Annotated in this window: 14 protein-coding genes; 6 read left to right on the top strand and 8 right to left on the bottom strand. The window is 56.7% G+C overall.

Annotation, left to right across the window (positions count from 1 at the left end; genetic code table 11):
* Positions 1 to 107 precede the first annotated feature (107 nt).
* Complete coding sequence (locus ACERJA_RS16715) at positions 108 to 2,189, top strand: hypothetical protein (protein ID WP_373609394.1); 2,082 nt, start codon at positions 108 to 110, stop codon at positions 2,187 to 2,189.
* Between the two features lie 233 nt (positions 2,190 to 2,422).
* On the opposite strand, the gene ACERJA_RS16710 is transcribed toward ACERJA_RS16715, so the two are convergent.
* On the bottom strand, positions 2,423 to 2,902 hold the full coding sequence (locus tag ACERJA_RS16710; protein ID WP_373609393.1) for a type II toxin-antitoxin system VapC family toxin: 480 nt from the start codon (positions 2,900 to 2,902) through the stop codon (positions 2,423 to 2,425).
* An 11-nt stretch (positions 2,903 to 2,913) separates the two neighbouring features.
* Positions 2,914 to 3,183, bottom strand: coding sequence for an AbrB/MazE/SpoVT family DNA-binding domain-containing protein (locus tag ACERJA_RS16705; protein WP_006068183.1), 270 nt, complete (start codon positions 3,181 to 3,183; stop codon positions 2,914 to 2,916).
* A 155-nt stretch (positions 3,184 to 3,338) separates the two neighbouring features.
* Here ACERJA_RS16705 and ACERJA_RS16700 point away from each other — a divergent pair, with 155 nt between their 5' ends.
* The 3 genes from ACERJA_RS16700 to glmS all read left to right on the top strand — a co-directional run bounded on the left by ACERJA_RS16700 (position 3,339) and on the right by glmS (position 7,516).
* Positions 3,339 to 4,445 carry a DUF1616 domain-containing protein gene (locus tag ACERJA_RS16700; RefSeq protein WP_373609392.1) on the top strand — a complete coding sequence of 369 codons (1,107 nt, stop codon included), beginning with the start codon at positions 3,339 to 3,341 and terminating at the stop codon, positions 4,443 to 4,445.
* Positions 4,446 to 4,550: 105 nt separating this feature from the next.
* The gene (locus tag ACERJA_RS16695) at positions 4,551 to 5,726 is read left to right on the top strand and encodes a sugar phosphate nucleotidyltransferase (RefSeq protein WP_373609391.1); all 1,176 of its coding nucleotides are present in this window, start codon (positions 4,551 to 4,553) and stop codon (positions 5,724 to 5,726) included.
* Positions 5,726 to 7,516, top strand: a complete 1,791-nt coding sequence (glmS, locus tag ACERJA_RS16690) for a glutamine--fructose-6-phosphate transaminase (isomerizing) (RefSeq protein ID WP_373609390.1) — start codon at positions 5,726 to 5,728, stop codon at positions 7,514 to 7,516. Before ACERJA_RS16695 ends, glmS begins: the two co-directional genes overlap by 1 nt.
* Before the next feature lie 89 nt (positions 7,517 to 7,605).
* On the opposite strand, the gene ACERJA_RS16685 is transcribed toward glmS, so the two are convergent.
* The 6 genes from ACERJA_RS16685 to ACERJA_RS16660 form a co-directional block, all read right to left on the bottom strand.
* The gene (locus ACERJA_RS16685; RefSeq protein ID WP_373609389.1) at positions 7,606 to 12,891 is read right to left on the bottom strand and encodes a CARDB domain-containing protein; all 5,286 of its coding nucleotides are present in this window, start codon (positions 12,889 to 12,891) and stop codon (positions 7,606 to 7,608) included.
* 3 nt (positions 12,892 to 12,894) lie between these two features.
* Complete coding sequence (locus ACERJA_RS16680; protein WP_373609388.1) at positions 12,895 to 15,354, bottom strand: PQQ-binding-like beta-propeller repeat protein; 2,460 nt, start codon at positions 15,352 to 15,354, stop codon at positions 12,895 to 12,897.
* Positions 15,355 to 15,884: 530 nt separating this feature from the next.
* A complete protein-coding gene (locus tag ACERJA_RS16675; protein ID WP_373609387.1) occupies positions 15,885 to 17,078 on the bottom strand; it encodes a hypothetical protein in 1,194 nt (397 codons plus the stop codon).
* Positions 17,079 to 17,081: 3 nt separating this feature from the next.
* Positions 17,082 to 18,524 (bottom strand): hypothetical protein, encoded by a 1,443-nt coding sequence (locus tag ACERJA_RS16670; protein WP_373609386.1) that lies wholly within the window; start codon positions 18,522 to 18,524, stop codon positions 17,082 to 17,084.
* Between the two features lie 377 nt (positions 18,525 to 18,901).
* Entirely contained in the window at positions 18,902 to 20,203 is a 1,302-nt protein-coding gene (locus ACERJA_RS16665; protein WP_373609385.1) for a PGF-CTERM sorting domain-containing protein, read from the bottom strand.
* A 1,506-nt stretch (positions 20,204 to 21,709) separates the two neighbouring features.
* Positions 21,710 to 22,570, bottom strand: a complete 861-nt coding sequence (locus tag ACERJA_RS16660; protein WP_373609453.1) for a succinylglutamate desuccinylase/aspartoacylase family protein — start codon at positions 22,568 to 22,570, stop codon at positions 21,710 to 21,712.
* Between the two features lie 418 nt (positions 22,571 to 22,988).
* On the opposite strand from ACERJA_RS16660, the gene ACERJA_RS16655 reads away from it, so the two are divergent.
* A complete protein-coding gene (locus ACERJA_RS16655) occupies positions 22,989 to 23,747 on the top strand; it encodes a PGF-CTERM sorting domain-containing protein (protein WP_373609384.1) in 759 nt (252 codons plus the stop codon).
* Positions 23,748 to 24,233: 486 nt separating this feature from the next.
* Entirely contained in the window at positions 24,234 to 25,355 is a 1,122-nt protein-coding gene (locus ACERJA_RS16650; protein WP_373609383.1) for a hypothetical protein, read from the top strand.
* The last annotated feature ends 70 nt before the right edge of the window (positions 25,356 to 25,425 follow it).

Below are 25,425 nucleotides of genomic sequence, written 5' to 3'. Positions count from 1 at the left end.
CGAAGGCGGGAAGCGCCTCGGTGGTGACGGTTCAAGCTGGCACCTTTGTAATGTGCGCAGACAGTCAAGAGAACAGTTTTTTGCTACCGGACTCGAATTCGGGAACTGTGACAAACGCCGTCGGTCGGACAATCGTCCTCGTGGTGCTTCTGTTCTGTCTTCCGCTTACTGCGGTCGGTGGCGCCGTCGCGGCGCCAGCAGAGAGTGGCAATGAGCGCGCGCTTGGAGACGTTGCGTTCCAGCAAGAGGCGCCAGATGACGAAGACAACGAGACCGTCCGCCACCAGAACCCCGACGAATATGATGAAGACGGCGACAGCGACTCAACTGAGCGCTGGCTCTCCGACTGGATGTCGAATCAACTCGAGGACAGCGCCAGAGAGATAAGTGAAGGAGAGTACGACCTCGCAAAAGAGTACATCGGCGAGGAGTACCGTGACCGATTCGAGCAGTATGTCGAGGTTGCCGGCGATACTGACGATGAGTCGAACGACTCCTACGAAGAAGCCCAGAACGAACAGGAGTCGTTAGCCGATTCGGTTGCGGAGTATCAAGAGACCAAATCCGAGTACGAGGAAGCACGCGAGGAAGGCGATGAAGAGCGCGCCCGCGAACTCGCCCGCGAACTCGAGGCACTTGCAGATGAGATCGGGTCCTCAAACGAACAGATACAGACCCATTACGATGCGATCAGTGAGGACGACGATATCGATCTGTCCGAGGCGAGCGCTGCAATCGACACCGTCAATCAAGACGTGCAGACGGATCAGGACGCGATTCGAGCAGCAGAGTTCGTCGAAACTGAGCTGGTACTCGAGCCAGCGAACGAGGAGATTTCGTTCAGTGATCCGCTTGTCGCCACTGGTGAACTACGAACGGCAGACGGTGAGCCGGTCGCAAACGAAATGATTCGGCTCGATATCGGCAACCAGACGCTCGAGGCAGAGACGGACAGCTCTGGATCATTTGACTTCGAGTACCGTCCGATTTCCGTTCCACTGTCTGCAGAGACAGTGACAGTCCAGTACGTGCCCGAGACACAGTCAGTGTATTTCGGCTCCGAGGCTGACGTGCCAGTTTCGATCGAACAGGTCGAGCCAACGATTACTGAGCCAGTGGTTAACCCCGAGCAGGTGGCATTCGGCGATGAAATTACCGTCGAATCAGAACTACACGTCGACGGTGAGCCAGTCGACGGCGTTCCGCTTTCCGTCTCGGCTGGGAACGAATTCTTGGGCGTCACTGAAACTGTAGATGGAACGTTTGTGGGAACAGCGACAGTACCCGCCGACCTCTCTGCCGGTGAGCAGTCGGTACGAGTTGCACTTCCCTTCGACGACCGAGCACTTGCGGACACCGAAGCGGAGACGACGATGACGGTCATGGAAACGGATCCAGACCTTTCCGTCTCTGCCAGCCAAGCCAACGACAGTGAGGTAACGGTCAACGGGACACTCGAGGCGGCTGGGACCGGCGTCGAGGGCCAATCCATACAGCTGCTCGTCGATGGAGAGGTCACTGAGACCGTCACCACCGACGAAACCGGCACATTCGCTGGCCTGGTTTCGCTGTCCGAGGAGACAACGGGCGATGTCCAGATCGTTGCAGTGTACGATGACGATGGGACGAATTTGGCAGAGACGGAGGCCGCAACGACGATCACGCTCCCCAGTACCGGCAGCAGTAGCGCGCTGTTGCCAACGTGGACGTGGCTTGTGCTTGGACTCTCTCTCCTCATCGCTGGTGGAGCAGCCGTCTACTGGTATCGGGATGGGGATGAGTCGACAGCCGAGACAGGGGTTGACGAGGACGATCCAGTTGCGGTCGCCGACTCGAGTGAATCGTCGTCGGTCTCTCGAGCACTGCTATCTCAGGCTACCGAGCAACTCTCACGTGGAGAGGCCAACAGTGCAGTCCAGAACGGCTACGCAGCAGTCCGTAAACAACTCGAGGCCCAGCTTGAGTCAACCCCCTCGCTCACCCACTGGGAGTTCTACCGACAGCACGTAACCCACGAGTCTGCCCCCGATGAATCGGCTGCCACGCTCAAGGACGTAACCGAAGGATACGAACGGGCGACGTTCAGCCCTGAAGGTGTCTCCGAACAAGAAGCCGAGACGATTCTGGAGCGCGCGCGTGAGCTCTGTGGACTCGAGAAGGATGCCCAGAGCGTCCCAGCAGACGATTAGTTTGAATCTCTAACATACTGATACATTCTGAACTCTACTTTGATGACTTGTCCCACGGATTCTCACCGAGGGAACAAGTGTAGACTGCAACCCTAATATTCCAATCCAGCGGTGCGGTGCGGTGCCGTGGGATTCCCGCGTTAACGAGACCATCGGTCTCGTTTGCACACCAGAACGCTCGCGTTCTGGGGACGTCTTCAGGGCGGGAGAATGTCAACTTATCACATAACACACTATCCATCAATTAGTGTTAATTTTTCACGTTTCTCAGTTGGAATGGGATTGACGTATTTCACATCTTCATCGTCACAAAGATCGTCGAAATCACTGTCAGTCGTAATCAAGTAATCGGCGTCATATGCTCGTGCAAGCGCAACGATGAATGAATCGTACACGTCGTGGTTTTTCTCAGCACTGATCTCGTACGCCTCAAGAAGCGTTGTCTCTGTGGCACTAACGATTCGTGCAGGGCTACGAACAAGTGATTGGATAGCATTTCGAGCAGCAACTGCGTCTACTCCAAAATTGCTCGTCATCAGATACTGCGCTCGCAATGGATAGTAATCGAATACGAGCAAGACGTTTGGCCCATCAATTGCGTTCTGTATCCACGGATACACATCGTCGTGCGCAGGATGATCATCGGTGAGCGCGATTGCTAGGACGTTCACGTCAGTGAGAACCGTCACTTCAGTCGGGAGAGAATCAGTCATCGGATAGTCGCTCACTGGTCCATCGGCCCGAAGAGCGTTTCTCCGGCATCAGTTGGTGTTGTGTTCTCCCAGTTCTTCCGACCGGCTGTTGCTGTCTCTAATTTCGAGCTCGGTTTGGGGTTGACTTCAAGCACCGACCCGATGAGGGTCGCAGGAATCTCATCGTTTGATTCGATTCCTAGTCGGTCCCGTACCTCTTTTGGAAGTGTTACCCGTCCTCTGTCGTCCACCGTGAGCGTGAGTTCTTCGCCGTTGTTCGATTCAAATGAGGACTTTCCCATTTTAGGTCACCTAATACCCACTACCTCACTGACATATAAAACCCTTGCGCCACTCGAAGCTGTCTTGGATGACCCACGAACGAGTTCGGTTTCGAAAGATTCGCTCGGGCAGCGACCGGTTGCCTTTTATTGATGTCATCGCTACGTAGGGACGAATGGTCGAATCGCGTTCTCTGGTGGCCATGCTTCCGCGACCAGTGCGGGCGCTCCCGGCCGATCTCGCAGCCGTTTTTGTCTTCGTAATTCTGACGAACATCGCAGTGCTTGCGCCCGTTATTCGTGAGACGCCACTTCGGGTGCCACTCGGCCTTGCGTTCGTTCTCTTCGTACCCGGCTACGCGTTTATCGCGGCACTCTTTCCTGAAGCCGGCGAGTCGCCGACCGACGAGTCGGAGTTCGAGCGCACTGAGGAAGACGATCCAGAGAGCAGTCTGTTAGAGGCGGGGCCGCTTAGCCGTGATCGCTCGGGCATCGACGGGATCGAGCGTGTTGCGCTGGCGTTCGGACTCAGTATCGCCATCACGCCGCTGCTCGGGCTTGTGTTGAACTTTACACCATGGGGAATCAGACTGGTTCCGATCATGATCGCCGTAAGCGGCTTTACCGTGATCGCAACCGCAATCGCCGCCGTTCGTCGATGGGAACTGCCTGAAGATGAGCGGTTCCAAGTTCCCTACCGTGAGTGGTATGCCGCCGGACGCTCGGAGGTCCTCGAGCCAGATACTCGAGGCGACGCCGTGTTGAACGTGGTGTTGGCGCTCTCGATACTGCTCGCAGTCGGCAGCGTTGGCTACGCGGTCATGGTCCCACCAGAGGGCGAACAGTTCTCTGCCGTCTATATCCTGGGCGAAGACGACGATGGTGAGCTCGTTGCCGACAACTACCCAACCGAGTTCACCCAAGGTGAGAGCCAAGAGATTATCTTGGGTGTCGACAATCACGAACACCGCACTGTCGACTACACAGTCGTCTTGGTCGAACAGCAGGTGTCAGTAGAGGAGAACCAGAGTGCCATCGAGGATAATGAAACTGTCTCGGTTAACGAGACAGTCGTCGAAGAGCAGCGTGAACTCGACCGCTTCGAGACACAGTTAGCTCACAACGAAAGTTGGCATCATCCCCACGATCTCGAGCCGACGATGACTGGTGAAGACATCCGTCTCGTCTGGCTGCTCTACCCCGACGGAGAGGTCCCCGAGGAGCCGTCGATGGAGAGCACCGAGTACACCGTTCATCTCTGGGTCGACGTTAATGAAAGATGACACAGTCGTTATTTCGACTGCGAATATAAGACTATATAATCTGTTTATAAATCAAGACTGATCAAACCAATACTAATAAGAGGGTACTCCACCCCTATTTGTCACATGGATTCTGTTTCCGCAGTCGTCCTCGCTGGCGGCGAGGGCTCACGGCTTCGGCCGCTAACGCGAAATCGGCCAAAGCCGCTGCTTCCCGCCGCGACGACGCCGATCCTCGAGCACGTATTTGATCAACTGCTCGAGGCTGGCGTCACGGATATCACAGTCGTTGTCGGTTACGGTCGCAACCGCGTGCAGGCTTACTTTGGTCCGACCTATCGAAACGTGCCGCTGACCTATGTTACGCAAGAACAGCAACTCGGAAGCGGACACGCGCTGCTGGCTGCCGAGTCCGAGATTGACGATACGACACTCGTTGTCAACGGCGACCAGATCGTCGAAAATCGGATTATCAGCGATGTTCTCGAGGCACACGAGAGTGACTCGGCGGCGACGCTTGGCCTGCTCAACCGACACGATGTCGAATCGTACGGTGGCGTCCTCCTCGAGGATGGTGCCGTAACCGAGATTGTCGAAAACCCACAGGACGAGCGAAGCTACCGGCTCAACGCCGGTGTCTACGCGTTCGAGCCAGCGATTTTCGATGCGATTCGCGCTGCTGAGTCGCGTGTCGGCGAGCAGTCCCTGACCGACGGGATTGTTGAACTCATCGAGTCGGATGCCGACGTTCAGGGTGTCGTCTCGGAGGGGCTCTGGGTCGACGCTACCTACCCGTGGGATCTGCTTGACGTCTCCTTCGAACTGTTCGAGGCAGGACTCGTCGACGGGCGTCACGAAGATTCCAGTGCCATGATTCATGAGTCGGCTGTCGTTCGCGAACCCGTTGTGATCGCCCCCGACTGTGAGATCGGTGCGGGAGCAGTCGTCGGCCCCTACGCTTGTCTGGGCGAGAACGTCACCGTCGGTTCGAACGCGGTCGTCGAACGGAGCGTCATCGACACGGATACACGCGTTGGGGCGTCTGCGACTGTCGCCGACTGCGTGACTGGCGTCGGCGTGACGATCGGCAACGGAACGGTGATTCCAGGCGGTCCCGGTGACGTCCGCGTGGGCGACCGCGTCTTTGAAGACGAAGCACTCGGAGCCTTGCTTGGCGACCGCGTCGACGACCAGGGTGGCAGTACGTACGTCCCAGGGACAGTCGTCGGGCCGGAAACCAACGTCGAGGCTGGGGCAACCGTTCGTGGAACCCTGCCAGCGGAGACGGAGGTGCGATCATAATGTGTGGGATTATCGGCTACACTGGCGACCAAGGGAACGTCCTCGACGTCCTGATGACCGGCCTGTCAGGACTCGAGTATCGTGGCTACGACTCAGCTGGAATCGCAGTGTCGAACTCTTCGCTTACCGTCCGCAAACGCGAGGGAGAGGTATCGGCACTCGAGGCCGTCGTCCCCGACGGAGATCTCGACGGGTTGGCTGGCATCGGTCACACCCGCTGGAGTACCCACGGGCCGCCATCGGATGCAAACGCCCACCCGCATACGGACGCGGACTCAACCGTAGCGGTCGTCCACAACGGCATCATCGAGAACTACCAGGAACTCCGCCGAGAGCTCGAGGCCGACGGCTACGAGTTCACGAGCGAGACAGACACCGAAGTCATCCCACATCTGATCCGGTCAGCGCTCGATGCAGGTGCTGGTCGCGAAGAAGCGTTCCGACAAGCAGTCCAGCACCTCGAGGGAAGCTACGCCGTCGCGGCTGTCTTCGACGGAAGCGAGACAGTGTATGCAGCGCGCAACGAGTCCCCGCTAGTGCTCGGGATCGGTGACGACGGCCACTACCTGGCAAGTGACGTGCCGGCGTTTATCGAATTCACCGATCAAGTGGTGTATTTGGAAGATGGCCAGTTCGCGCGGGTGAACCCATCCGGAATCGTCGTCACCGACGAGCAGGGAGCCGTCGTCGAGACGGCCATCGAGACGATCGATTGGGACCCCGAAGACGCCGGGAAGTCGGGATACGACCACTACATGCTCAAGGAGATCCACGAACAGCCGACGGCGATTCGGAAATGCCTCCGCGAGCGTGTTAACGAACTCGAGGGGACTGTCACGGTCGAGGAACTGGCTGATCTGGAGTGTGACGGCCCCGTACAGTTCGTCGCCTGTGGAACCTCCTATCACGCCGCGCTGTATGGAGCAAAAATGCTTCAGGAACGCGGCATTCCGGCACAGTGTTTCCTCGCCAGTGAGTACGACGTCGGGAAGATACCCATCACTGAGGAGACGCTGGTCGTCGGCGTCACCCAGAGCGGAGAGACCGCCGACACGATGAGCGCACTCCGGGCGGCAAACCGCGTCGGTGCGACGACGCTTGCGCTGACCAACGTCGTCGGGAGTTCGGCCGCTCGAGAGTGTGATCACGTGATGTACATCCGGGCTGGCCCCGAGATTGGCGTTGCCGCGACCAAGACGTTCGCAAGCCAGCAGGTCGCGCTGGCAATGCTCTCGAGCGTCCTCTCTGAGGAGAGTTCAATGGAGTTCGTCAAGCGACTACGTGATCTGCCAGATCAGATCCAGAAAGTGCTCGATGAGTCGAACGCACGTGAGGTCGCCGAGGAGTACGACGGCTCTGATGCGTATTTCTTCATCGGACGAGGCTACAACGCGCCCGTCGCGCTTGAAGGGGCGTTGAAAATGAAGGAGATTTCGTATGAACACGCCGAAGGGTTCGCTGCCGGCGAGCTCAAACACGGGCCGCTGGCGCTGGTCACCGATCAGACGCCAGTGTTCGCGATGCTGGCAGGTGACTCGAATCTCTCGAAGACACTCGGGAACGTCAAAGAGGTGGAGGCTCGAGACGCGCCTGTTGTCGCCGTGACTGATTCACCCGAGGAAGTCGATCAGTTCGCAGATCACGTCCTCGAGGTGCCGGATGCAGGGCCGCGGTTTACGCCGATCCTCGCGAACATCCAGCTCCAGTTGGTGTCGTACTGGGTTGCAAATCAGATGGGACGGTCGATCGACAAGCCGCGGAATCTGGCGAAAAGCGTCACCGTCGAGTAATCCTAGAACGGTTTTCGAGCGGTTTTCACACCGCAATCAGTCGGACAAGAAAAATACGAAGAGAATGGTCCGCGATTTCTCGTAGTCTGCTACCGCACTCGAGTTCTGAGCAGGTATCCACCACCGAGCAGTGCCACGAGAGCCGGAAGGATGCCGAATCCAGGTGAACCATCACTGAATTCGAAGACGGTTTCGTCATCGTCTCCGTCGTCCGTTCCAGTTTCGGTCTCGTCGGTCTCAGGTTCGTCGGCTTCTGGCTCCTCTGTCGCGCTTTCGTCTTCCTCGAGACGCTCTTCTTCGATCACAGTCAACGTAGTCGAGGTTGACTGATCTCGTGTCTCGATCGTGACTTCGTACTCGCCAGCAGCGTCTGGGGCTGCGAATTCGTACTCGACTTTCGTTTCTGTGCTGCCCTCGAATGTGGTCGTTTCTCTGTCGATGGTCATCCCGTCGAGCGAGAGGATGATGTGTTCGCTGACGGGCTCCTCAGCGTGATTTCCGACAAGGGCCGAGACCTGCACAGACTCCCCGATTTCGACTTCACTGGGTGCGTCGATGTGTCCGATTGAGACAGACGCGTCATCCGACGGTTCGGGGAAGGCAGGCAGACCGCCACCTGCTTCACCGCTCTCGACTGTCACCGTGTGCGTTGCCGAGTCGTTCGCGGACTCGACCGTGATCGGGATCGTATCAGCTTCGATGTCCTCGGCGACAGTATACGTGAACGTAATCTCGTTCTCTTCTCCAGCCTCGAGCGTCCGTTCTGCAGTGTCGTCAACGCCACTGTCTCCGACGTCGAACTCGATCGGCTGGGTCTCCTCGAGACCACCAGTGTTCGTCACGAGCGCCGTGACGGCTAGTTCCTCGCCCGGTTCGACCGTATCGTCGGTTGCATCTTCGTCGATAGCGACGTCGAAGAACGGTGTATCCGGTTCGACGACCGCAATCGACGTTGTATCCGTCGTATCCTCAGTCTCGACATCGAGGTCGTACAGGTCAGCGTCTACGTCCTCGGTGTCCCACGTAAGCGTCAATGGTTCGGTGGCACCACTGTCGAGTTCGAGTTGCTCCGAGTCGGCGAGATCTGTCCCATCGACAGACAGCCTGACGGTCTGGTCACCGACCGTCTCGCCGATGTTTTCAACGGTCAGATCAACATCTACTTTCTCACCAGCAGTTACCTCGTCTGGTGCCTGGTCGATCGTGACATCGAAGAGCGGTTCAGCAGCGTGGAGTTGGAACGCGGCATCCGCTTTACTCTGGTCGCTCGCAACTGCGAGTGTCGTGATCTCGTCGTCGTACTCATCAGAGAGCGTGGTGGTGAAGTTCACTGCCTTCTCTTCACTCTCATTGAGTTGGAGTGACTCGTCTTCGAGTGATTCATCACCAAGACGGAGTTCAACATCTTGGGTAGCGGGTCCACCCTTGTTCTCGACCGTGGCGTTTGCCTCGATGGTGTCGCCAGCGGTTGCCTCACTAGGCGCCTCGAGATCGGAGACCACGAACTCCGGTTCGGCGACAACGTCGACAGTGTCGGTTGCAGCGTCGTCGTCAGTGGTGACCGTGAGTGTTGCGGAGTCGTTGATATCCGTCTGCTCAGGCGTATACGTGAGGTTGATTTGGTCAGTCGTGTTGGCTTCGATTTCGACGTCAGTCTCTGCGGTGACAGCCTCTTCGTCACCAAGATCGAGACCGACATCCTGTGATCCGTTGTAATCTCCAGCGTTTTCGATCGCTGCTTCGACCGTCAACTCGTCACCGACGGTCACGGAGTCAGGTGTCTCTTCGATCGTCACATTGTACGTCGCTGTTTCGTATGGCTCTTCGACCTCTTCGTCGTCTTCGACGGCTCCTTCGGTGTTCTCTTCGAGTCCACCTGCACCGTAGTAGTTCGCGAAGCTTTCGAACGCGACGGATTCAGAGGTCGTCGCGGCGCTCATTTCGGCCGCTTCGAGGTTGTTGACGACGCTTTGGTTGTCTCCCTCGAGGTTGTTCTCGTTGGCAGTGTTCTCAGTGCCGGAATCGGCAGCAATCCGGATTGCATCACCGGTTACACTGATGTCGTTCATGGAGACGACCGTGTTGTCAGCACCGTCGGAAAACAGGATTCCGTTGGTCGCTGTCGTGGTGCTCGTAGAGACGGTGACAGATTCGCTGGCACCGGTCTCGATGACGTTGTTTTCGATCGTGTTGGCGTCGGAGTTGACAACGTCGATCGCTGTCTCGACGCTTCCTTCGAAGTGGTTGTGTGCAACATGACTCTCGTCGCTACGCAGTTCGATTCCGGTTTCGAGATCGACGAACGTGTTTCGCACGATGTCAGCACCGGGTTCGGTGACGGTGAGAGCCGTTGCATCACCGTTGTCCGCGAACGTCAGTCCCGTGATCGTGACGTTCTCTGCAGCGATATCGGCCGCCACATCGTCAGCAGGAACGACAACTGGGTCGTGGGCTGCGCCAGCGGTCTCGAGTGTGACATCTGCAGTGTCAATCGAGACTGTTTCCTCGTACTCGCCATCTGCGATGGTCACGGTGCCACCGGATTCGACGGCCTCGAGACCGCTTTCGATGTCCCCGTAATCGACAGCAAGGTCGTCAAAGGAAACATCGTCGTCGGTTGCAACTGCGATGTCAACAGCGTGTTCGCCGGCGCGCGGTTCGGACGCCACCTCGTGTTCGAGGTCTATCTCCACCGGTTCACCAGCTTCTAACTCGGCGTTCGTCTCATTGACGGAATCGCCATCGAAGTACAGTTCCACGATGTCATCGCCGGTACGGTCACCGACGTTCTCGATAGTTGCCGTCGCCGTTACCGTCTCTCCCTGTGTTGCAGTGTCCGGCACGTCAAGATCCGAAACCTCGAACGTGGCGGGTTGGGCTTCTCGAACGCGTTCAGTCGTCGTCTCGATGTCGTCGTCAGTGCTGACTCCGAGCGAGACGCCCGGTGTATCGTCGTCAGCGGTCTCGTATTCGAACGTGACAGGCTTGGTTTCGTCTTCCTCGAGTTCGATAGACTGGTTGTCGACTGTCTCGGAGCCAACGGTGAACGCAACAGACTGTTCGTGGACGCCGATACCCTCGTTTTCGATGAGTGCATCGACTTTGATGGTTTCACCGGCCGTGACGGGTGCAGTCGTGTCGGTAATCTCGACTGTGTAATCCGTGTTCGAGACGATGTCAACTGTCTGTGTGTCGGTATCGTCTTCAGTCTCAGCCTCGATAAGGAGTTCACCGAGAGTTGCATCGGCCGGGATCGTGACCGTCGTGTTGACGGGTTCGCTGTCGCCGCCTTCGAGCGTGATCTCATCGGAGACCGTCTCTCCATACTCACTGCTCTCGAGGGTCACAGTTTGCGTAGCCTTTTCGTCGCCGGTGTTTTCGACGATTGCGTCGATCGCGAGTTCTTCACCCTGACCGATGGTCTCGTTCACCTCGAGATCGACAGCGAAGTGAGCCGGTTCGATGACCTCGAGTTGCGTCGTTGCCGTATCGTTCGCTGTTTCGACGGCGAGATCGTACGTTCCAGCATCATCTTCGCTGGTTTCCCACGTTAGCGAGACGTCTGTGGTCTCGTTGCTGGCCAATTCGACGTGCTGTGCGTCAAGAGTCGTGTCGTCGTCGTACAGCCCGACATCTTGGGAACCGTCTGCCTCGCCGGTATTTTCGATCGTCGCGTTGACCGTGGCGTTTTCACTAGCCGTGATTGCATCTGGGGTCTGGTCAATTACGACATCGAAGAATGGCTCCGGTGGCTCGGTGACCGTGAGTGTGGTCTCATCCTTTGTATCGTCAGTTTCCACGGTCAGGTTGTACGTGCCACTATCATCTTCGCTTGTCTCCCACTCTGGGACGACGTGTTCTGTCTCATCGCCAGCCAGCGACACGGACTCCGTCGCCACGGGTTCGTCCTCGAGGAACACGGTGACGTTCGTGGCCGCTTCTTTATCCCCAGTGTTCTGAACTGTCGTATTGACGGCCGCAGTCTCTCCAGCGGTCACATCTGCTGGGTCGTGATTGACTGCAATATCGAAGTATGCATCCTCGAGTGGTTCAGCGACCTCGAGTTGTGTCGCTGCGTCAGCATCCTCCGTCTCGACTGTGAGGTCGTACGTTCCAGCATCGTCTTCGCTAGTGTTCCACGTCAGCGAGACGTCTTCGGTCTCGTTGCTGGCCAGTGCAACGGATTTGGTGTCAACACTGGCGCTATCAGCGAGCAGCGAGACGTTTTGCTCGCCATCTGCCTCGCCGGTGTTTTCGACCGCCGCGTTGACGACCACAGCTTCGCCAGCTGTGATCTCGTCCGGCGTCTGGTCTTGGACGATATCAACGTCGAAGAACGGTTCTTCTGGGTCTGGACTCGGAGCAGGATCGGCACTGCTTTCCATAACGTCGAACGAATCGACGTCCTCGTGAGAGACATCGTAGCTCTCGGTCTCGAGCGTGGTGAGTTCCGCGACGTCTCTGATCTCGAGTTCGGCAGCACCTTCGGCCTGGCCCTCAAGTTCGACGTTGAGGAGATCGATTTCTTCGGCCGGTTCGTGTGTCGCATTGAGCAGTGCAGCGGTAACGGTCAGTGTCGACCCATCGTCACTCCGTGTCGTGTTGACGAGTGGTCCCTCGTCACCCTCTGCAGTTGCAGTTGCGTTCTCGAGTGTCGCAACGCTCGCGTTGTCAACAGCCAACGTGAGGTTGTAGGCACTGACACCGTCGGTCGCATCCAATGCGCTGACTGTTGCGTTTGCTGTGTCACCAACCTCGAGTTCGTCGGGTGCCGAGACAGCTGTCTCCGCAGTGAGTGTCTCATCCCCGACCGTGAGCTCGTCCGACGCTACTGTCTGGATTTCGTAGCTTTCGTGGTCGATATCGGCGAGCTCAGTGACGTCACGAATCTCGAGTTTAGTCTCGCCGTCTGCATGGCCCTCGAGTTCGACATCGAAGAGGTCGATTTCGTCGCTCGGGGCGTGCGTTTCGTCGAGCAAGGCGACCGAGACGGTCACCTCGCTTTGATCGTCGTTGAACGTGACGTTCTTGAGCGCTTCATTTCCGTCGTCAGTGTCGCCAGTGTGGATTGTCGCGTTCTCGAGTGTTGCAACACTCGGATCGTTAACGCCCACTGTGAGGTTGTAGGCACTGACACCGTTGTCCGCACCAGCAGCACTGACTGTCGCGTTCGTCGTGTTCCCGACCTCGAGAGTCTCGTCCGGTGTCGAGACGTGCAGATCGGCTTGTGCGTTCGTGTCGGTCTCCGATATCGAAGCCGCAGCACCAGCTGGGACCAGACTACCGAGCATCAGCAGTGAGAGAGTGATCGCCAGGAACGCCTGACGCGTGTTCTCACCGAAAGGCGTGTCCAGAGTGAATCGTGTGTCACTCATTGATTATCCCTGCAGGTCCTCCCAGAGTTCTTGCACGTCGCTCATGGTGACTTTCTCATCGTCGTTCCCGCTGAAGTTGAACGCCGCAGCGTTGTCCTGAACCGCGTCGCTGTCACGGTTGTCGAACAGCGCCTGCACGTCGGCGACCGTGAACGAACCACTACCAGTGACGTCCTCGTAGAGGCCATCATCAGACAGGTCCTGTGGTGGACTATCTCCTGTTACTGGTGGCAGGTCTGAGTCAGTTTCCTCGAGTTGGACTGTCTTGGTCATTGATTCGTTGACGGTGAATTCGTCCCAATAATTCTGATCAACGAATCGGTCGTCGTCTTCAGGTGGAAGTACCCACACGCCAGCGTCGCCGGCGATTTCGATTCCGGGTTCGTCGGCGCTGTGGTGGTGGAACAGCCCGTCTTCGGTCGTCAATTGTGCGGCAGCTCCGACTCCAAACTTATCCCGAACGTCGTAGACGTTGACTGTCGCGTCCTCAACAGGAGCCCCGCTCTCGTCGGTGACACTGACGTTCAGCACGTTGCCCTCGGGCACCGTGAAATCCGCGTTGGTATCGTCCGCGCCGATATCGACTGGCTCGAATTGGTACAGGTCCGCGATCCCGTTCCGTTCTGGCGTGCTTTCGTAGAAGACCGACTGTGTGGTGTTCGCTTCGACAGGCACACTGTAACTGCCGTCAGCATCAATATCAGTGGAGGTTCTGTCACCATCATCATAGCGAACTGTGAGTTCATCGCCGGCGATGTCGGCTTCGTTAGCAGCAGACACCGTTCCTGAAAGCGTGACCGTGTCGATCGTCGGTGGCTCGAGTGCAGTGATTGACGACGGGAGTCCAAGGTACACTTGGTCTTCGTCAGCTGCAGTCCACGTGATCCACTCATCAGTCTCGAAGACCGTTGTCGATTGGCTGGTTTCAGCGTTGATCGAAACTACAGTGTCGTGGCCATCACTGGCGACACCAACGAGACTGTCTTCGATTTCGACGATGGTTCGTGGTTCAACGCCCTTTTCGAACCAGACTGGCGAGTACGTCTCATCGAGCCGGATTAGCTCATCTCCGGATAGATAGAGGCCAGTCTCACCGTCGTAAAACTCGTTTGCACCAATATAGTGTGACATCACGATCTCAGCACCGTCGGACGAAAGGTGAACGAGTTCCATCATTTCGTCGTCAGGGTACTCGATAATGGCAAGATAGCCGTCGTCAACAGCTACCACATCGGCAATCTGCACATCGCCGTCAGCGTCGTTCTCGAACGAGGTCGTACCATCAGTGGTATTGTAACGTTCGACTCCCTGTTCATCCCAGACAAGCACTGTTTCATCGGCGCCGTGTTCGATGTCCCAGTAACTGTTTTCCGTCGGTGCTGGCTCGTTCCACAGCACGGTTCCATCAGGATCGATTGCGCGAACTTCGCCTTCAGCATCGGAACTGCTCAAGTTCTCACCAACGGCGTAGATGGTATCTGCGTCGTCAACGACAGCAGTTGGCGCGAACTCCGTGACCTCCGCTTCGGTCTCGCCGCTCGTCGCGTTCAGGACAGTCAGAGACTCATTGGATGGTGCGTACACCGTATTCTCATCGGCGTTCACTGTTGTATCCTGCCAGTCGAAATGGCCAGGTGCGTTGTACGACCACTCCTCTTCGCCAGTCGCAGGGTCGTATGCAGTGATCTCACTGTCACTCTCTCTGTCTTCAGCAGCAACGACGTACTCATCAACACCGACAACCCATGTCCATTCGTCATTCGTGACGTTCCAGCGCTCACTTCCGTCGTTTGTTTCGAGCGCTTCAATGACATATTCATCAGATGTGTCATCAGCAGCGACCGAGTAAACAGCTCCGTGATCGACTATCAACTCACTCTCTCCGATCGAGCCCTTGAGATCAGATTCCCAGATTGGGTCCGAAAGCGGTTCGGTGACTATCAGCACCGCACTGTCAGCGTCGTTCACGTCCTCGTAACTATTCCCTTGACTGTCATCAACCGCTGAACGAGCCGTGCGAACCAGTGTCTCACCCCGGCTGTTGGTTTCGACCGTTACCGTCGCAAGGGTCACCTCTCCGTCTTCGTTTGGATCAAGTGCATTCTCATCGTAAGCCGCATCGACATCTGCGTGATCACCGTCAGTAATCGTCACATTCCCGCCAAGGGCAGGATCGCCATTTGGTTCAACATCAGTGATTTCGGCAACGTCGTTTTCGGCAACGATAAGCTCAAATTCGTACGCACCGACATCACCGTCTTCGGGAACTGACGCAGTAATATCGATTTCGACTGTATCGTTAGCTTCACTCTCAATCACATCTGACGCTGACCCAACGACAACTTCGTCGCCACTTCCTGCCAGTGCAACACCACCAACCAGTGCGAGGCCAGTAGCGACAAACGCAGCGACGAGCAGCAGCCGTCTGTCGATGGTGAGTGACTCGAGGCGAGTCTCAGTCACTGTGACCACCACCGTAACGGCTGACGTGTTCGTATAGTACCTGTACGTCCGTTGTTGAATCGCTCGACTCTACTGAATTAGCAGTTGCCCCTGTGATGGGTGCTAAGCCTGCTGTTCCGAGGAGTCCTGAGACTCCTAATGCGGCCAAAAATGACCGTCGGTGATATCCTCCCACTTTCATACATTATATAGCAGATATCACAACCTTATTATTCTGTTGACAGTATTTTTCTCTGATAATTTCGACAATTTTGCCAGATAATAGCTATAACTAACCGGGGTATCCATGCGAGAAACAATCTTACTAGAATATATTAGTTATAAAATATACGCTCTGGCAGTAATATAATATATATTTGATTTTGTGAGAGGAGGTTTCGGCTAATAAAGAACAAGGGGAATACCCGCGCCTTCAGGCACAAGAGGACGTCAAGGTCGTCGCATCTCCTGCTTTGAAGTGATCGTCGTACTCATCGCATCCTCTTGTTCGCATGCTCTTCGCCTCGCCAGAAGAGCTGATGAACCGCTGTTCAATCAGTGACGCCGTGAATCGTAATCGAGATCTCTTCGACAGCGGTGCGTCCATCCTCAGACGCCGGATCCTCGCCAACAGCGATCAGCAATTCGCCCTCGCCGTTCGTGAGTGGGCCAACGCTGAGACTGACCGATGTACTGATCAGTGCATCTCTATCTGCGACGACAGCACCATCTCGTTGAATAGCGATATAGGCTCGGTCCTGGTCGTTGATGGTCCCAGCAATCTGGGTATTGTTTTGGTCATTTACCGTTACATCAACGTGGTCAACGAACTCACCGTCTTCCATGAGTGGTTGGCCCTCTATGGTCATATTTTCGAACGTTGGAGCGCTCTCAGTCTCGTCAACAGTAGTCTCGGTCTCACCGACAACAACCAGTGGGTCCAACGTTTCCGAGTCAGCAACGCCATAGAACGCAGCGGCGTTGACGGCAACGAGCGCAAGCACACTGAAGACGAGCAAACCACCGACAGCAACTGCAATGATTCGAGGCACAGATCGCCCGCCTGAACGCTCCGAATCCGAGGGCGTCGCACGCGGTCGTGAGGACGTGGACGGCTGGCTGTTACTCGAGGAAGTCCCACGGCGCTTTGCAAACAGAGACTCAGTCCGATAAATCGGCGTCAGTTCGTCATCACCGCCGACTTCAATCGCGAGATTGCAGTCATCGAGTTCGTCAAGCCGTGCGTTTTCGGCGATCGCAAGCGTGCTTGCATTGCCCTGAGCGTACTTATACAGCAGCGCAAGTGCGTTATCAGCGCTGCGTGTCCGACACTGGAGTGACTCTCCGGATTCTAGCAATGAGCTGAGCAGTCGATGATCTTCGTTCGACCCTGGGACTGCCTTCTTTCCGCTGTCGAGCTTTGTGAATAGCTCGACATCATCGCTCGTCGTCTGGAGCGTCATTCCGTACTCGGTCTCGACACGATGCTCAAGATCGTCTTTGAAGCGAGTGAATAGGTCACTGGCCGTGTTCGTCTGGTAGACAGCGTAGTACTGTTCAGCTCGCCCACTTTTGCTCTCACGAGCACGGAAAAAGACCACAAGCTCGGTCTCAGTGCCAATGTCCAGATAGACGCGGACACCCCCAAAGAAGAAATTCTTGATTCGTTCGCTGACTTCGTGTGGATCGCTGTCGCTGCTGCGGTATCGGTTCCCCTGCGAGTCGTAGATCGTGAGTTCTGCCATGTATTATCCACCAAGTCGCTGCAAGAGACGACGGAAGCCGACTGTCACAACCGATCCTCTGTCGTCGCGAACCGGAACTCGCTCGTTTTCGTCGTTCAACGTCGTTTCGTAGTAGACTGGATGAACTTCCGTCTCGGGTGTCTGCCGAAGGAGAGCACTGAACTGTTGGCTCTGGCAGAGTTCATCCTCGACGTACTGCTTGAACTCATCGAAGGATTTCTCAGGATCTGTTTCGGTCTCCTCCCAGAACTGGTCGGCGAGGATGTCGGCTTTCGTAGCAACGAGGATGATGCTCTTGTCCTCAGCTGCCTCGAGGATCGAGAAGTACTCGGCAAGGCCAAGTCCCTCGTTGTTGACGAACCGTTCGACGTCAACCAACAGGATCAGCTTGTTCGCACCACGAATACCACTCGTTAGCGCCTCGATTTCTTGATCCGGGTTGGCAATCTCGTCGTTCAACGCATCGGGAATCCGGCTTAGATGCTCGCCTGCATAATCAACACTTGAGACGGTCACGTTCTTTGGGAACAGCGACCCTCTCACGAACTTGAACTCGAGATTTTTGAGTTCACTGCGTCCCGTTGCCTCGACGATCCAATCCGTTGCATCTCGGTCGAGGTTTTCGACCAGTTCCATCAGATCTTGGCTCGGGTTCAACGCTTCGCGCTTGCTGCGCTTTTTGTTCTTGTCACGCTCGAGGGCCTCGAGATAGGCACCAATCAGGAGGAGACTTTTGCCTGAGGCGGGTGGGCCGAGAACAAAGAAGCTGTCGTCGGACTCGTACCGTGTGAAGCGTCGTGTTGCGCCGACAGCGATACCTGCCGAAACGATGTTTAGCAGCAGTCCATCACCTTGAAGCGACACTGACGGATCGTCGACTGAAAGGATCGCAAAGCCTTGTTCAGTAACTTCGAGGAACTCAGGATAAGCCAGATGGGCCTCAATCAGTGAGACGAATACGAGAGCGAACAGGAACATATACACGCCCCACGTCGCCCGTCGATACTCGGTTGGCCCGTTTTGCTTGAGCGTGAGTGCTTTTGCTCCCCCTCCGAACAGGAGGCCAAAAGCAACGCCAGGGAGGATCCAGATGGCGTCTTCGGCTCCGGTGACGTCCGGGACAAACACTCCTGCCGAATTGAGGATAAAGAGCGTAAGCCCGAGTCCGATCCAGAGTAGCAGTGCTTGCCAGCGCTTTTTCGGATCGAGCGTCATCAAAGCGAGCAACCCGACGATGATGCCGAGGAATACGAGGTTGATCATATCCTGGCTGATCCCCACCAGCTGTCCAAGCTCCATCAGCGAACGGAGGGCGTGGCTCTCGGCCCATGCGGTTTCGAACAATTGGGCCAGTATCGGTGTAACTGCGATTGCAACGCCGAGATATGCGAGCAAGGCCAGTTTCTCGCCATGGCGTCGAAGGATGGTTAGTATGGTCTCTCTCAACATCGTTCACCGTGTTTCGATGACTGGGCAGGCAACTGCCAGAACTGGCGGCTATCGGAACGATTCATCTGCTGTTTTGGCTGGTAACTGATCTGTTTCGGAATCCCCACACTGGACCCCACCGGAGTTACCTCATCACGTGATAATTTCATATATCTATACGTATCGGGATAGAATAGTTATTTGGATGTCTTATACTCTTTGGCCGATTGACTGGTTCACAGTATATTTAAGCAAAACAGTATTTCGGAATTTGCCACTAGATCGTTCGGGTCATGCCCACGAAGCCACCGAAGGTATTGGGATAAAGAGTACAGTCGCTTCGAAATAGATAGGCGAGGCAGGTCAATTTCTACGGGGTTTGACTCCGAATCGGTCTATTCGGTGTTACGAGAGGAGTACATCATCGCGCAGACGACGCTCACAAGTGCAACTAATGTCACTACCAGTCCAAACCCGGGAATTGACTCATCGGTAGCCGTCGACTCCTCTTCGGCTGTCGACTCGTCCGTAACCGTCAGCGACTCGGTATGCTCTTCGGTCCCGATCGTGACTGTCTGCTCGAGATCGCCTGCTTCGGTGTCGGGAACAACGAGTTCGAGTGAAACGCTCTCAGTCTCGTCCGGAGCGACAGTTAGGTTTGCAGTTGTAGTTGTGTCTTCCGCGCCCTCGAGTGCGTACGTGAGTGGTTCGGTCACTGACGTGGTCCCGTTGTTAGAGACAGAGACCGTAGCCGTGATCGTCTCGCTTGGTTCTGCTCGAGTTGGTATGTCGACTTCTTCAAGCGAAAGCACTGGGTCAGCCTCGAGGCTGACGATCGCACTGGCAGTTGTCTCACCACTGGTCGCCTGGACCGTCACCGTCTCCGTGTCGGCTGTCGAATCAGGGACAGCAACGGTCGTATTGTGAACGGCAGTTTCACCGGGCTCGAGATCGACGGGCAGTGTCTCAACAACGGTGTCGCCGACCTCGAGTTCGATAGTATCGGTGAGCAACGCATCACCATCGTTTCTCGAGTTGATTGCGAGATCGATTGTCTCCGGACCCGTTGAAGTCGCCTCGAGATCGAGTTCGAGGTCCGATGACTCGGTCTCATCCGGCGCTGTGGGTGCTGGCGTTCCCTCGTCAGTATCGCCCACTTCGAAGGACGCTCCGTCTGTCTCACCGATCGTGTACTGATTGATCTCGAGGTCCGTAACTTCAGTCACCTCATCGACTTCGATGGAAACTGCGCCGTCGGTGTGGCCCTCGAGAACGACATCGAAGAGATCGATCTCATCGGCAGGCTCGTGGGTCGCCTCGAGGAGGGCAACAGCAACTGAAAGCTCCGTACCGGCTTCACTGTGCTCGATGTCGGTCAACGGTCCGCTTCCGTCACTGGCGTGTACGTCGACGTCCTCGAACGTCGCCGCGTCATCCTCGAGTGTCAGAGTGAGTTCGAAAGCGCTGATACCCTCAGTTGCGCCCTCGGCTGTGACCGTCGCCATTGTCGTCTCGCCCGGGTCGATATCATCAGTTCCGGCGATCGTGAGATCGACCGGCTCGTCAGTTGTCTCGGCGAGTCCGATCGGTACGACAGCGCTTGCACAAATGAGTAGCGTGACGGTCAGTAGAACCGAGAGACGCCGCCGAGGTCCCGTCGCAGTGTTCGAGGTCGGCTGTCTGTGGCGTGGTTTCATCGTGTTTCCTCCGCTCGCTGGATAGCTTCCGACTGCTCATCAGAATCACCGATTTGGACGATAGTGCGTCGTCGCTGAGACACAGCATCGCGTTGTTGTGACATCACGTTCACGAGCGGGTTCTCACTCCGAGACGATAATTCCACTTACAGGAGGCACAGCGCAATGCCACGGCCTTTAGGCCGTGGATACGCGCGTAAGCTTGATAGAGTTATATCCCGTAACCGGAAGTGCCGGAGTTCCCACGTTGAGAAACGCCGTCTTCGACGGTACCAGAGCTTTGCTCTGACTTCTCACGTGGTAACAAATCCGACCGAACCAGTCCACGACGTAACGCTTCGGGCGACGCGAATCGTGGTACCGTGCGGGCTGAATACCCCGCCGTGGAGCGACGAACGATATTCGTCGCGTCGAAATGCCGACCGAGTGTCGGACGGAAGGCCCCATTGACAGGGCTACACGCACTGCAACGCACTCCCTCGGTCATAATTGGGAGGCAACCGCTGACGTTCCACGCGAAAGCGTACTTGGGAACCGAGGAAACGTGCAACCTTGAACTCCCCTTCGGGGATTCCCGCGACTTTAGGCGTGGGAGGATGTCAATCTAGCAGTTTCTGCGCCAGTACTGGGAGAGGTTCGTGGTAATTGAGTCAGGACAAGCGGCAAGCTAATGACCGTTCTCAGTTCATCAGTGAACCGGAACCAAATCTTCTCAATTACGCAATAATATCATTCATTAGTATTACACCAAATATTAGTAATGGAATCATTCAATCATACTATTTGATATATATGTTTCAGCGAAAGTGAGTTTATATTCAACAATGAAAATCTTTATACTATGCATTCTGGTTTTGACAGAGCAACAAATGGTGGAGGATTCCAAAGCGAATTCGACGACACAATCAACGACGGGGAACACGGAGACTCGAGCCTACTGTCCCACCTGTGACGCTGAACGGGAGATCCGGAAAACGGTACCATGGCAGGCGGACCTCTGTACCGTATGTGGATCGGATATCGATTGAGGACACTCGAGTCGTTGCTTGAGGACAGCGTCGAAAGGCTCTGATCGAGTCGCTGCTCGGCTACGCTTTGAGAAGAATCGACTGCTTCGAGTTCGTCCAGAGAACGTACCACCGCGTGCCGGTGGCTCAATACTGATCTTGAAACGTCGGCCGAAGCCGACGTGAGAGCCCCCTCGTTCGGTTGCGGTGGGAGTGGCAACCAAACGGGGATGCGATCGTCAGTCGCCGGTCGACAGTGTCACGATCGCGTTGATGACGGGGGGTGCGATGTCTCAGTGTCGGTGAAGACTGTCGATGTCGACAGTACTCCGTGCCCCGTCAGGCGACCCTTTCGCCCACTCCCAATTAAACTTGTTGGCTATTTGATTTCTAATCAGATACTGAATTAACAGAATATACACCAATTGTCGTTCGTCGTGCAGAAACGACGCTGTCACCTGGGACACCTCAGCAGTCCGATCGGCAGTGACAACAGTTCTCAGGCGTCGTCCATATCGTCGTCGCGGCACTGGTCGATGACTGGTTCCTCACCAGGCTCGTCCGATGTATCCTCAGCCGAGTCGTCGGTCTCCGTCCCGGTCGTGAACAGTTCTTCTTCGATCAAGGATGTGACTAACTCTGTGTGCCAGCGAATGCGCGTCTCGAGGTCTGGACCGCGCGAGTAGGTTTCGATGAGAAACGACCGTGCGTCTAGGTCTCGAGTGGCCTTGTGGACGAGTAATCCGCTCGGTTCGTTTTCTGGTCTGGCAAAGGAATCAGTTTTGAACTCGAGTCTCGGTTCATCGACGTGGTTTCGGTTGACGGTGTCGGCAGCCTGGTTGGCTTCTTTAGCAGTCTCGGTACTGCCCGAGTGGAAGATCGCCTGTCCGACGCCGTCGACGGGGCTGCCGGCGTAGATGCCGATCGACTCGTGGAGGTCGATAACCACGTCGGGATCGTAGTGGGCGACGAGGTTCCAGAGCTCTCGGGCGAGATCCGTGGTTGGCTCCTCTCCGTCGGGGAACTGTCGGTTGAGATCGACGCCATCACTACCTGTGCGAGTCTGCTGCTCGACAGCCTCGGCGTCCGCGTGGGGGATCGTTATCAGCGTGCCGGCATCGATCTCCCACTCAGCAATCTGGCTCGCTGCCTCGTATCCTGCAACCTCGTTGCCGTGTACCCCGCCGATGACCAGTACGGTTGGTCCATCGGCGTGTGCAGCCGTCTGGTACACTGTCGTTTCGTGATCGGTGCCTTCGAGAATCTGAAATGAGTGTCTTGAGAGATCGGTTCCGGAGTCTGCGCTCGAGTCAGCACCGGCGATGCCGGCGAGCGTGCAACCGACTGCAGCTGTCAACACTGTTCGTCGAGATGTCTGCAATGGACCCATGTAATCGCTACCTCGGCTGAGTCGGCCTTTATTATGGCACCGATAGAGCGTTACACCTCGTTCGGTCGGTGAAAGCGACCGGTCTCGCCTGGGTAATCGAGTGTACACCCGGTAGGTCGGGAGAGCTGCCGTCTTGAATCGCGATTTCACTGCTTAAAACAGTCCGCCGTCGTGTTTGTGTAGACTAAAACTGTCATGAAATCATCGCTATCTCGAGAGTAAATATAACCGAGTGGATCCGAGGAGATCGATAGCCGGCGAATCCAAAACGCGGAGGCGATCGCCCTCGCCGATTCGGAACGAACGCAGTCGCGAAACGGAGACGGCGTGGCATCGCAGACGGCGCCAGTGATTTGATGGAAATTCGCTCAGACACCACCCAACACACATGACATTCGAACCAGCAACTCGAGAAACACGATGGACCGTACTCGTTACCGCAGTGATGATCGCGTCGATGGTCGCGCTATCGACGGTCGCCGCGGGCGCAGCAGTTGCGGGCGCTGCAGACGCCAATGGAGCTGTTGATTCCGACCTCGAGGTGACGGTCGATGCACCGAATTCGATTGGAGCGACTGAAGCGGCCACGTTCGACGTTACCGTGACCACGTCCGATGGCGAGCCAGCCACGACTGACGTCGTTTTCGAGATCAGTGGTGATGAGATGCAGGAAGAAGTCGTTGGCAACACCGACGACACGGGGGCCGTTACCTTCACCGCTGAAGGGATTGCCCTCTCTGAGGGTGACTACGAGTGGACAGTCACCGCCAGTGACGAGAACCGTTCGGGGACTCTCACTGTGACCGATGCCACGGACGGCGGTGCTACTGACGACGCTGCCGCTGACAACGACTCCACGACCGACGCCGACAACGATACTGCGATCGCAAGCGAGTCTGTGGAGAACGACACCACTGCTGACAACGACACCACGGACGCTGACGATCCTGTGGAGAACGACACTGCTACCGCCGACGATTCTGCAGAGAACGAGACTGCTGACGCCGACACTGCTGGGGGGAACGACACCGCTGCTGACAACGACAGCGAGACCGAAGAGGATGAACCGATGCCCGGCTTCGGCATCGGCGCTGCGTTCGTTGCCCTGCTTGCAGGAACGGTGCTGGCAGTCCAACGACGTAGCTGAACGAGTCGACGACCGAGATTCGACCTCTCTTCTCGACGTGTGACGTTCTTGCCGATCAGTTTCACGTTCGTCGAAGACGCCGGTCACAAACGATCGCCGTGGAACCCCACAACTCTGCGTCACAGCACACTCTGCAACCGCTGGCGACCTGTGGCCGACAGCCCGCATGCCCTCGCTTGCAAGGTGGCTCTCGAAACGGTCGCAACCCGGCAACCGAGTGAATGTATTGACTGACCCGACAGTCACTACAATACGCAATTGGGCTGCGTTCTATTTGTGGGATGGTTTGAACGGCGCGAGTGCTACCTGCTGCCTGTCGGTTTTGTGGAGACGTACCGCTGGCGTTAGTCGAGTAGAACAGTCACGTTTGCAGAGCGGTCAGACGAGCAGGGCAGTTCTTTCGAGGACGAAGGCACCGATGAATATCTCACGGCCAGCGACTGGCGGTGCATACTGAAGGGCACGGCGCTGGTGACTCGAGTCAGTATGGACGGAACCAACCGGCCACGTCTTGGCCGCCGATCGTATCTCTTCGGCGCTACACTGGGTGTGGGCACACTCGTTGCAGGCCGCAGGTATAGTGGCGGGGATGAGACGACCACAGATCCGGCTGGACAGGAACCCGAGACGTCGGCCGATCAGGCGGAGAGTGAGGCTGACACGACCGCAGCCCAAACTGGGGGCGAAGACGGGACAGCGACGGACCAAGAGGACGAGGCTGGTGATGTATCGTTCCAGATCACGGCGACGAACGCACCCGTTAGGGGTGGTGATGAACTCGAGGTCGTCGCCGAAGTCGAGAACACGGGCGAGACGGTACTCCGCCCAACGATCGATTCTCTCGTCGATGGTCAACGACGCACGACCATCACGACGACGGTCCCACCGGGGGAGACGAAGCCACTTGACATTGGGAGCGTTCGGACCCCTCCAGTGGCAGAAACCGGTACCCTAACCCTTGGGCTCGAGAGCGAGACTGCGGTGGCCGAACGCACAGTTGAGATACTCGCTGTCGATGAGGTTGCCGCCGCGCAGACGCCTGCCCGCGAAATCACTGTGCAGCCGGACACATCGATCCTGTTCGACGTCGAATCAGATGCACTCGATGCGTACGGCGGCGGCGCGTACTGGTTTGTCGATGACGCGTACGAAGGACACTCTCAGGGGGTCTGGAACGCGGCCTACTATAGCCATCAGAATGCGGCATACTGGCGCCACACCTTCGACTCGACGGGGACCTACGAGGTGACTGTCGCCATCGACGGCGACGAACAGAACGCTCGAGCATCCTGGACGGTCCACGTGACTCCGACTGGGACCGCCGCGCCGGCGATCAATGGGAAACGTCCGACCGCCGACTCGCTCGAGGCTGGTCGCGACGGGGACCTCGAGTTCGAACTGGACGTCACCCATCCCGAGGGGGATCTCGAGCGCGTGGTCTGGTGGCTCGGGCATGCGGATCGCCTTCTGGGGGTGAGCGATGTCAGCGGGGCAGCCGACACCGCAGCGCTGACACTCGAGGGTGGCTGTCACGGCTGTCCGATCATTGCCTGGGTGATCAGCACGGATGGGACGATCACGGAAGAACAGGTGTGGCTACTCGAGTGAGCCACGGCCGTGTGAGCTATCGTTGCGGATGATTGGTCACGGACGGTGGTGAGACATCACGTCTGTTGGG

The sequence above is a fragment of the Natronorubrum sp. A-ect3 genome, from assembly GCF_041821125.1.
Lineage (GTDB): Archaea > Halobacteriota > Halobacteria > Halobacteriales > Natrialbaceae > Natronorubrum > Natronorubrum bangense.
The sequence above is the reverse complement of the archived record's forward strand: the minus strand, read 5'-3'. Positions and strand labels throughout refer to the sequence as shown.

Excerpts from the sequence above, each read along its gene's own strand:
- ACERJA_RS16705 (WP_006068183.1), bottom strand. The coding sequence starts at position 3,183 with ATGGGAAAGTCCTCATTTGAATCGAACAACGGCGAAGAACTCACGCTC.
- ACERJA_RS16695 (WP_373609391.1), top strand. The coding sequence starts at position 4,551 with ATGGATTCTGTTTCCGCAGTCGTCCTCGCTGGCGGCGAGGGCTCACGG.
- glmS (WP_373609390.1), top strand. The coding sequence starts at position 5,726 with ATGTGTGGGATTATCGGCTACACTGGCGACCAAGGGAACGTCCTCGAC.
- ACERJA_RS16675 (WP_373609387.1), bottom strand. The coding sequence starts at position 17,078 with ATGGCAGAACTCACGATCTACGACTCGCAGGGGAACCGATACCGCAGC.
- ACERJA_RS16700 (WP_373609392.1), top strand. The coding sequence starts at position 3,339 with ATGGTCGAATCGCGTTCTCTGGTGGCCATGCTTCCGCGACCAGTGCGG.
- ACERJA_RS16665 (WP_373609385.1), bottom strand. The coding sequence starts at position 20,203 with ATGAAACCACGCCACAGACAGCCGACCTCGAACACTGCGACGGGACCT.
- ACERJA_RS16685 (WP_373609389.1), bottom strand. The coding sequence starts at position 12,891 with ATGAGTGACACACGATTCACTCTGGACACGCCTTTCGGTGAGAACACG.
- ACERJA_RS16710 (WP_373609393.1), bottom strand. The coding sequence starts at position 2,902 with ATGACTGATTCTCTCCCGACTGAAGTGACGGTTCTCACTGACGTGAAC.
- ACERJA_RS16650 (WP_373609383.1), top strand. The coding sequence starts at position 24,234 with ATGGACGGAACCAACCGGCCACGTCTTGGCCGCCGATCGTATCTCTTC.
- ACERJA_RS16655 (WP_373609384.1), top strand. The coding sequence starts at position 22,989 with ATGACATTCGAACCAGCAACTCGAGAAACACGATGGACCGTACTCGTT.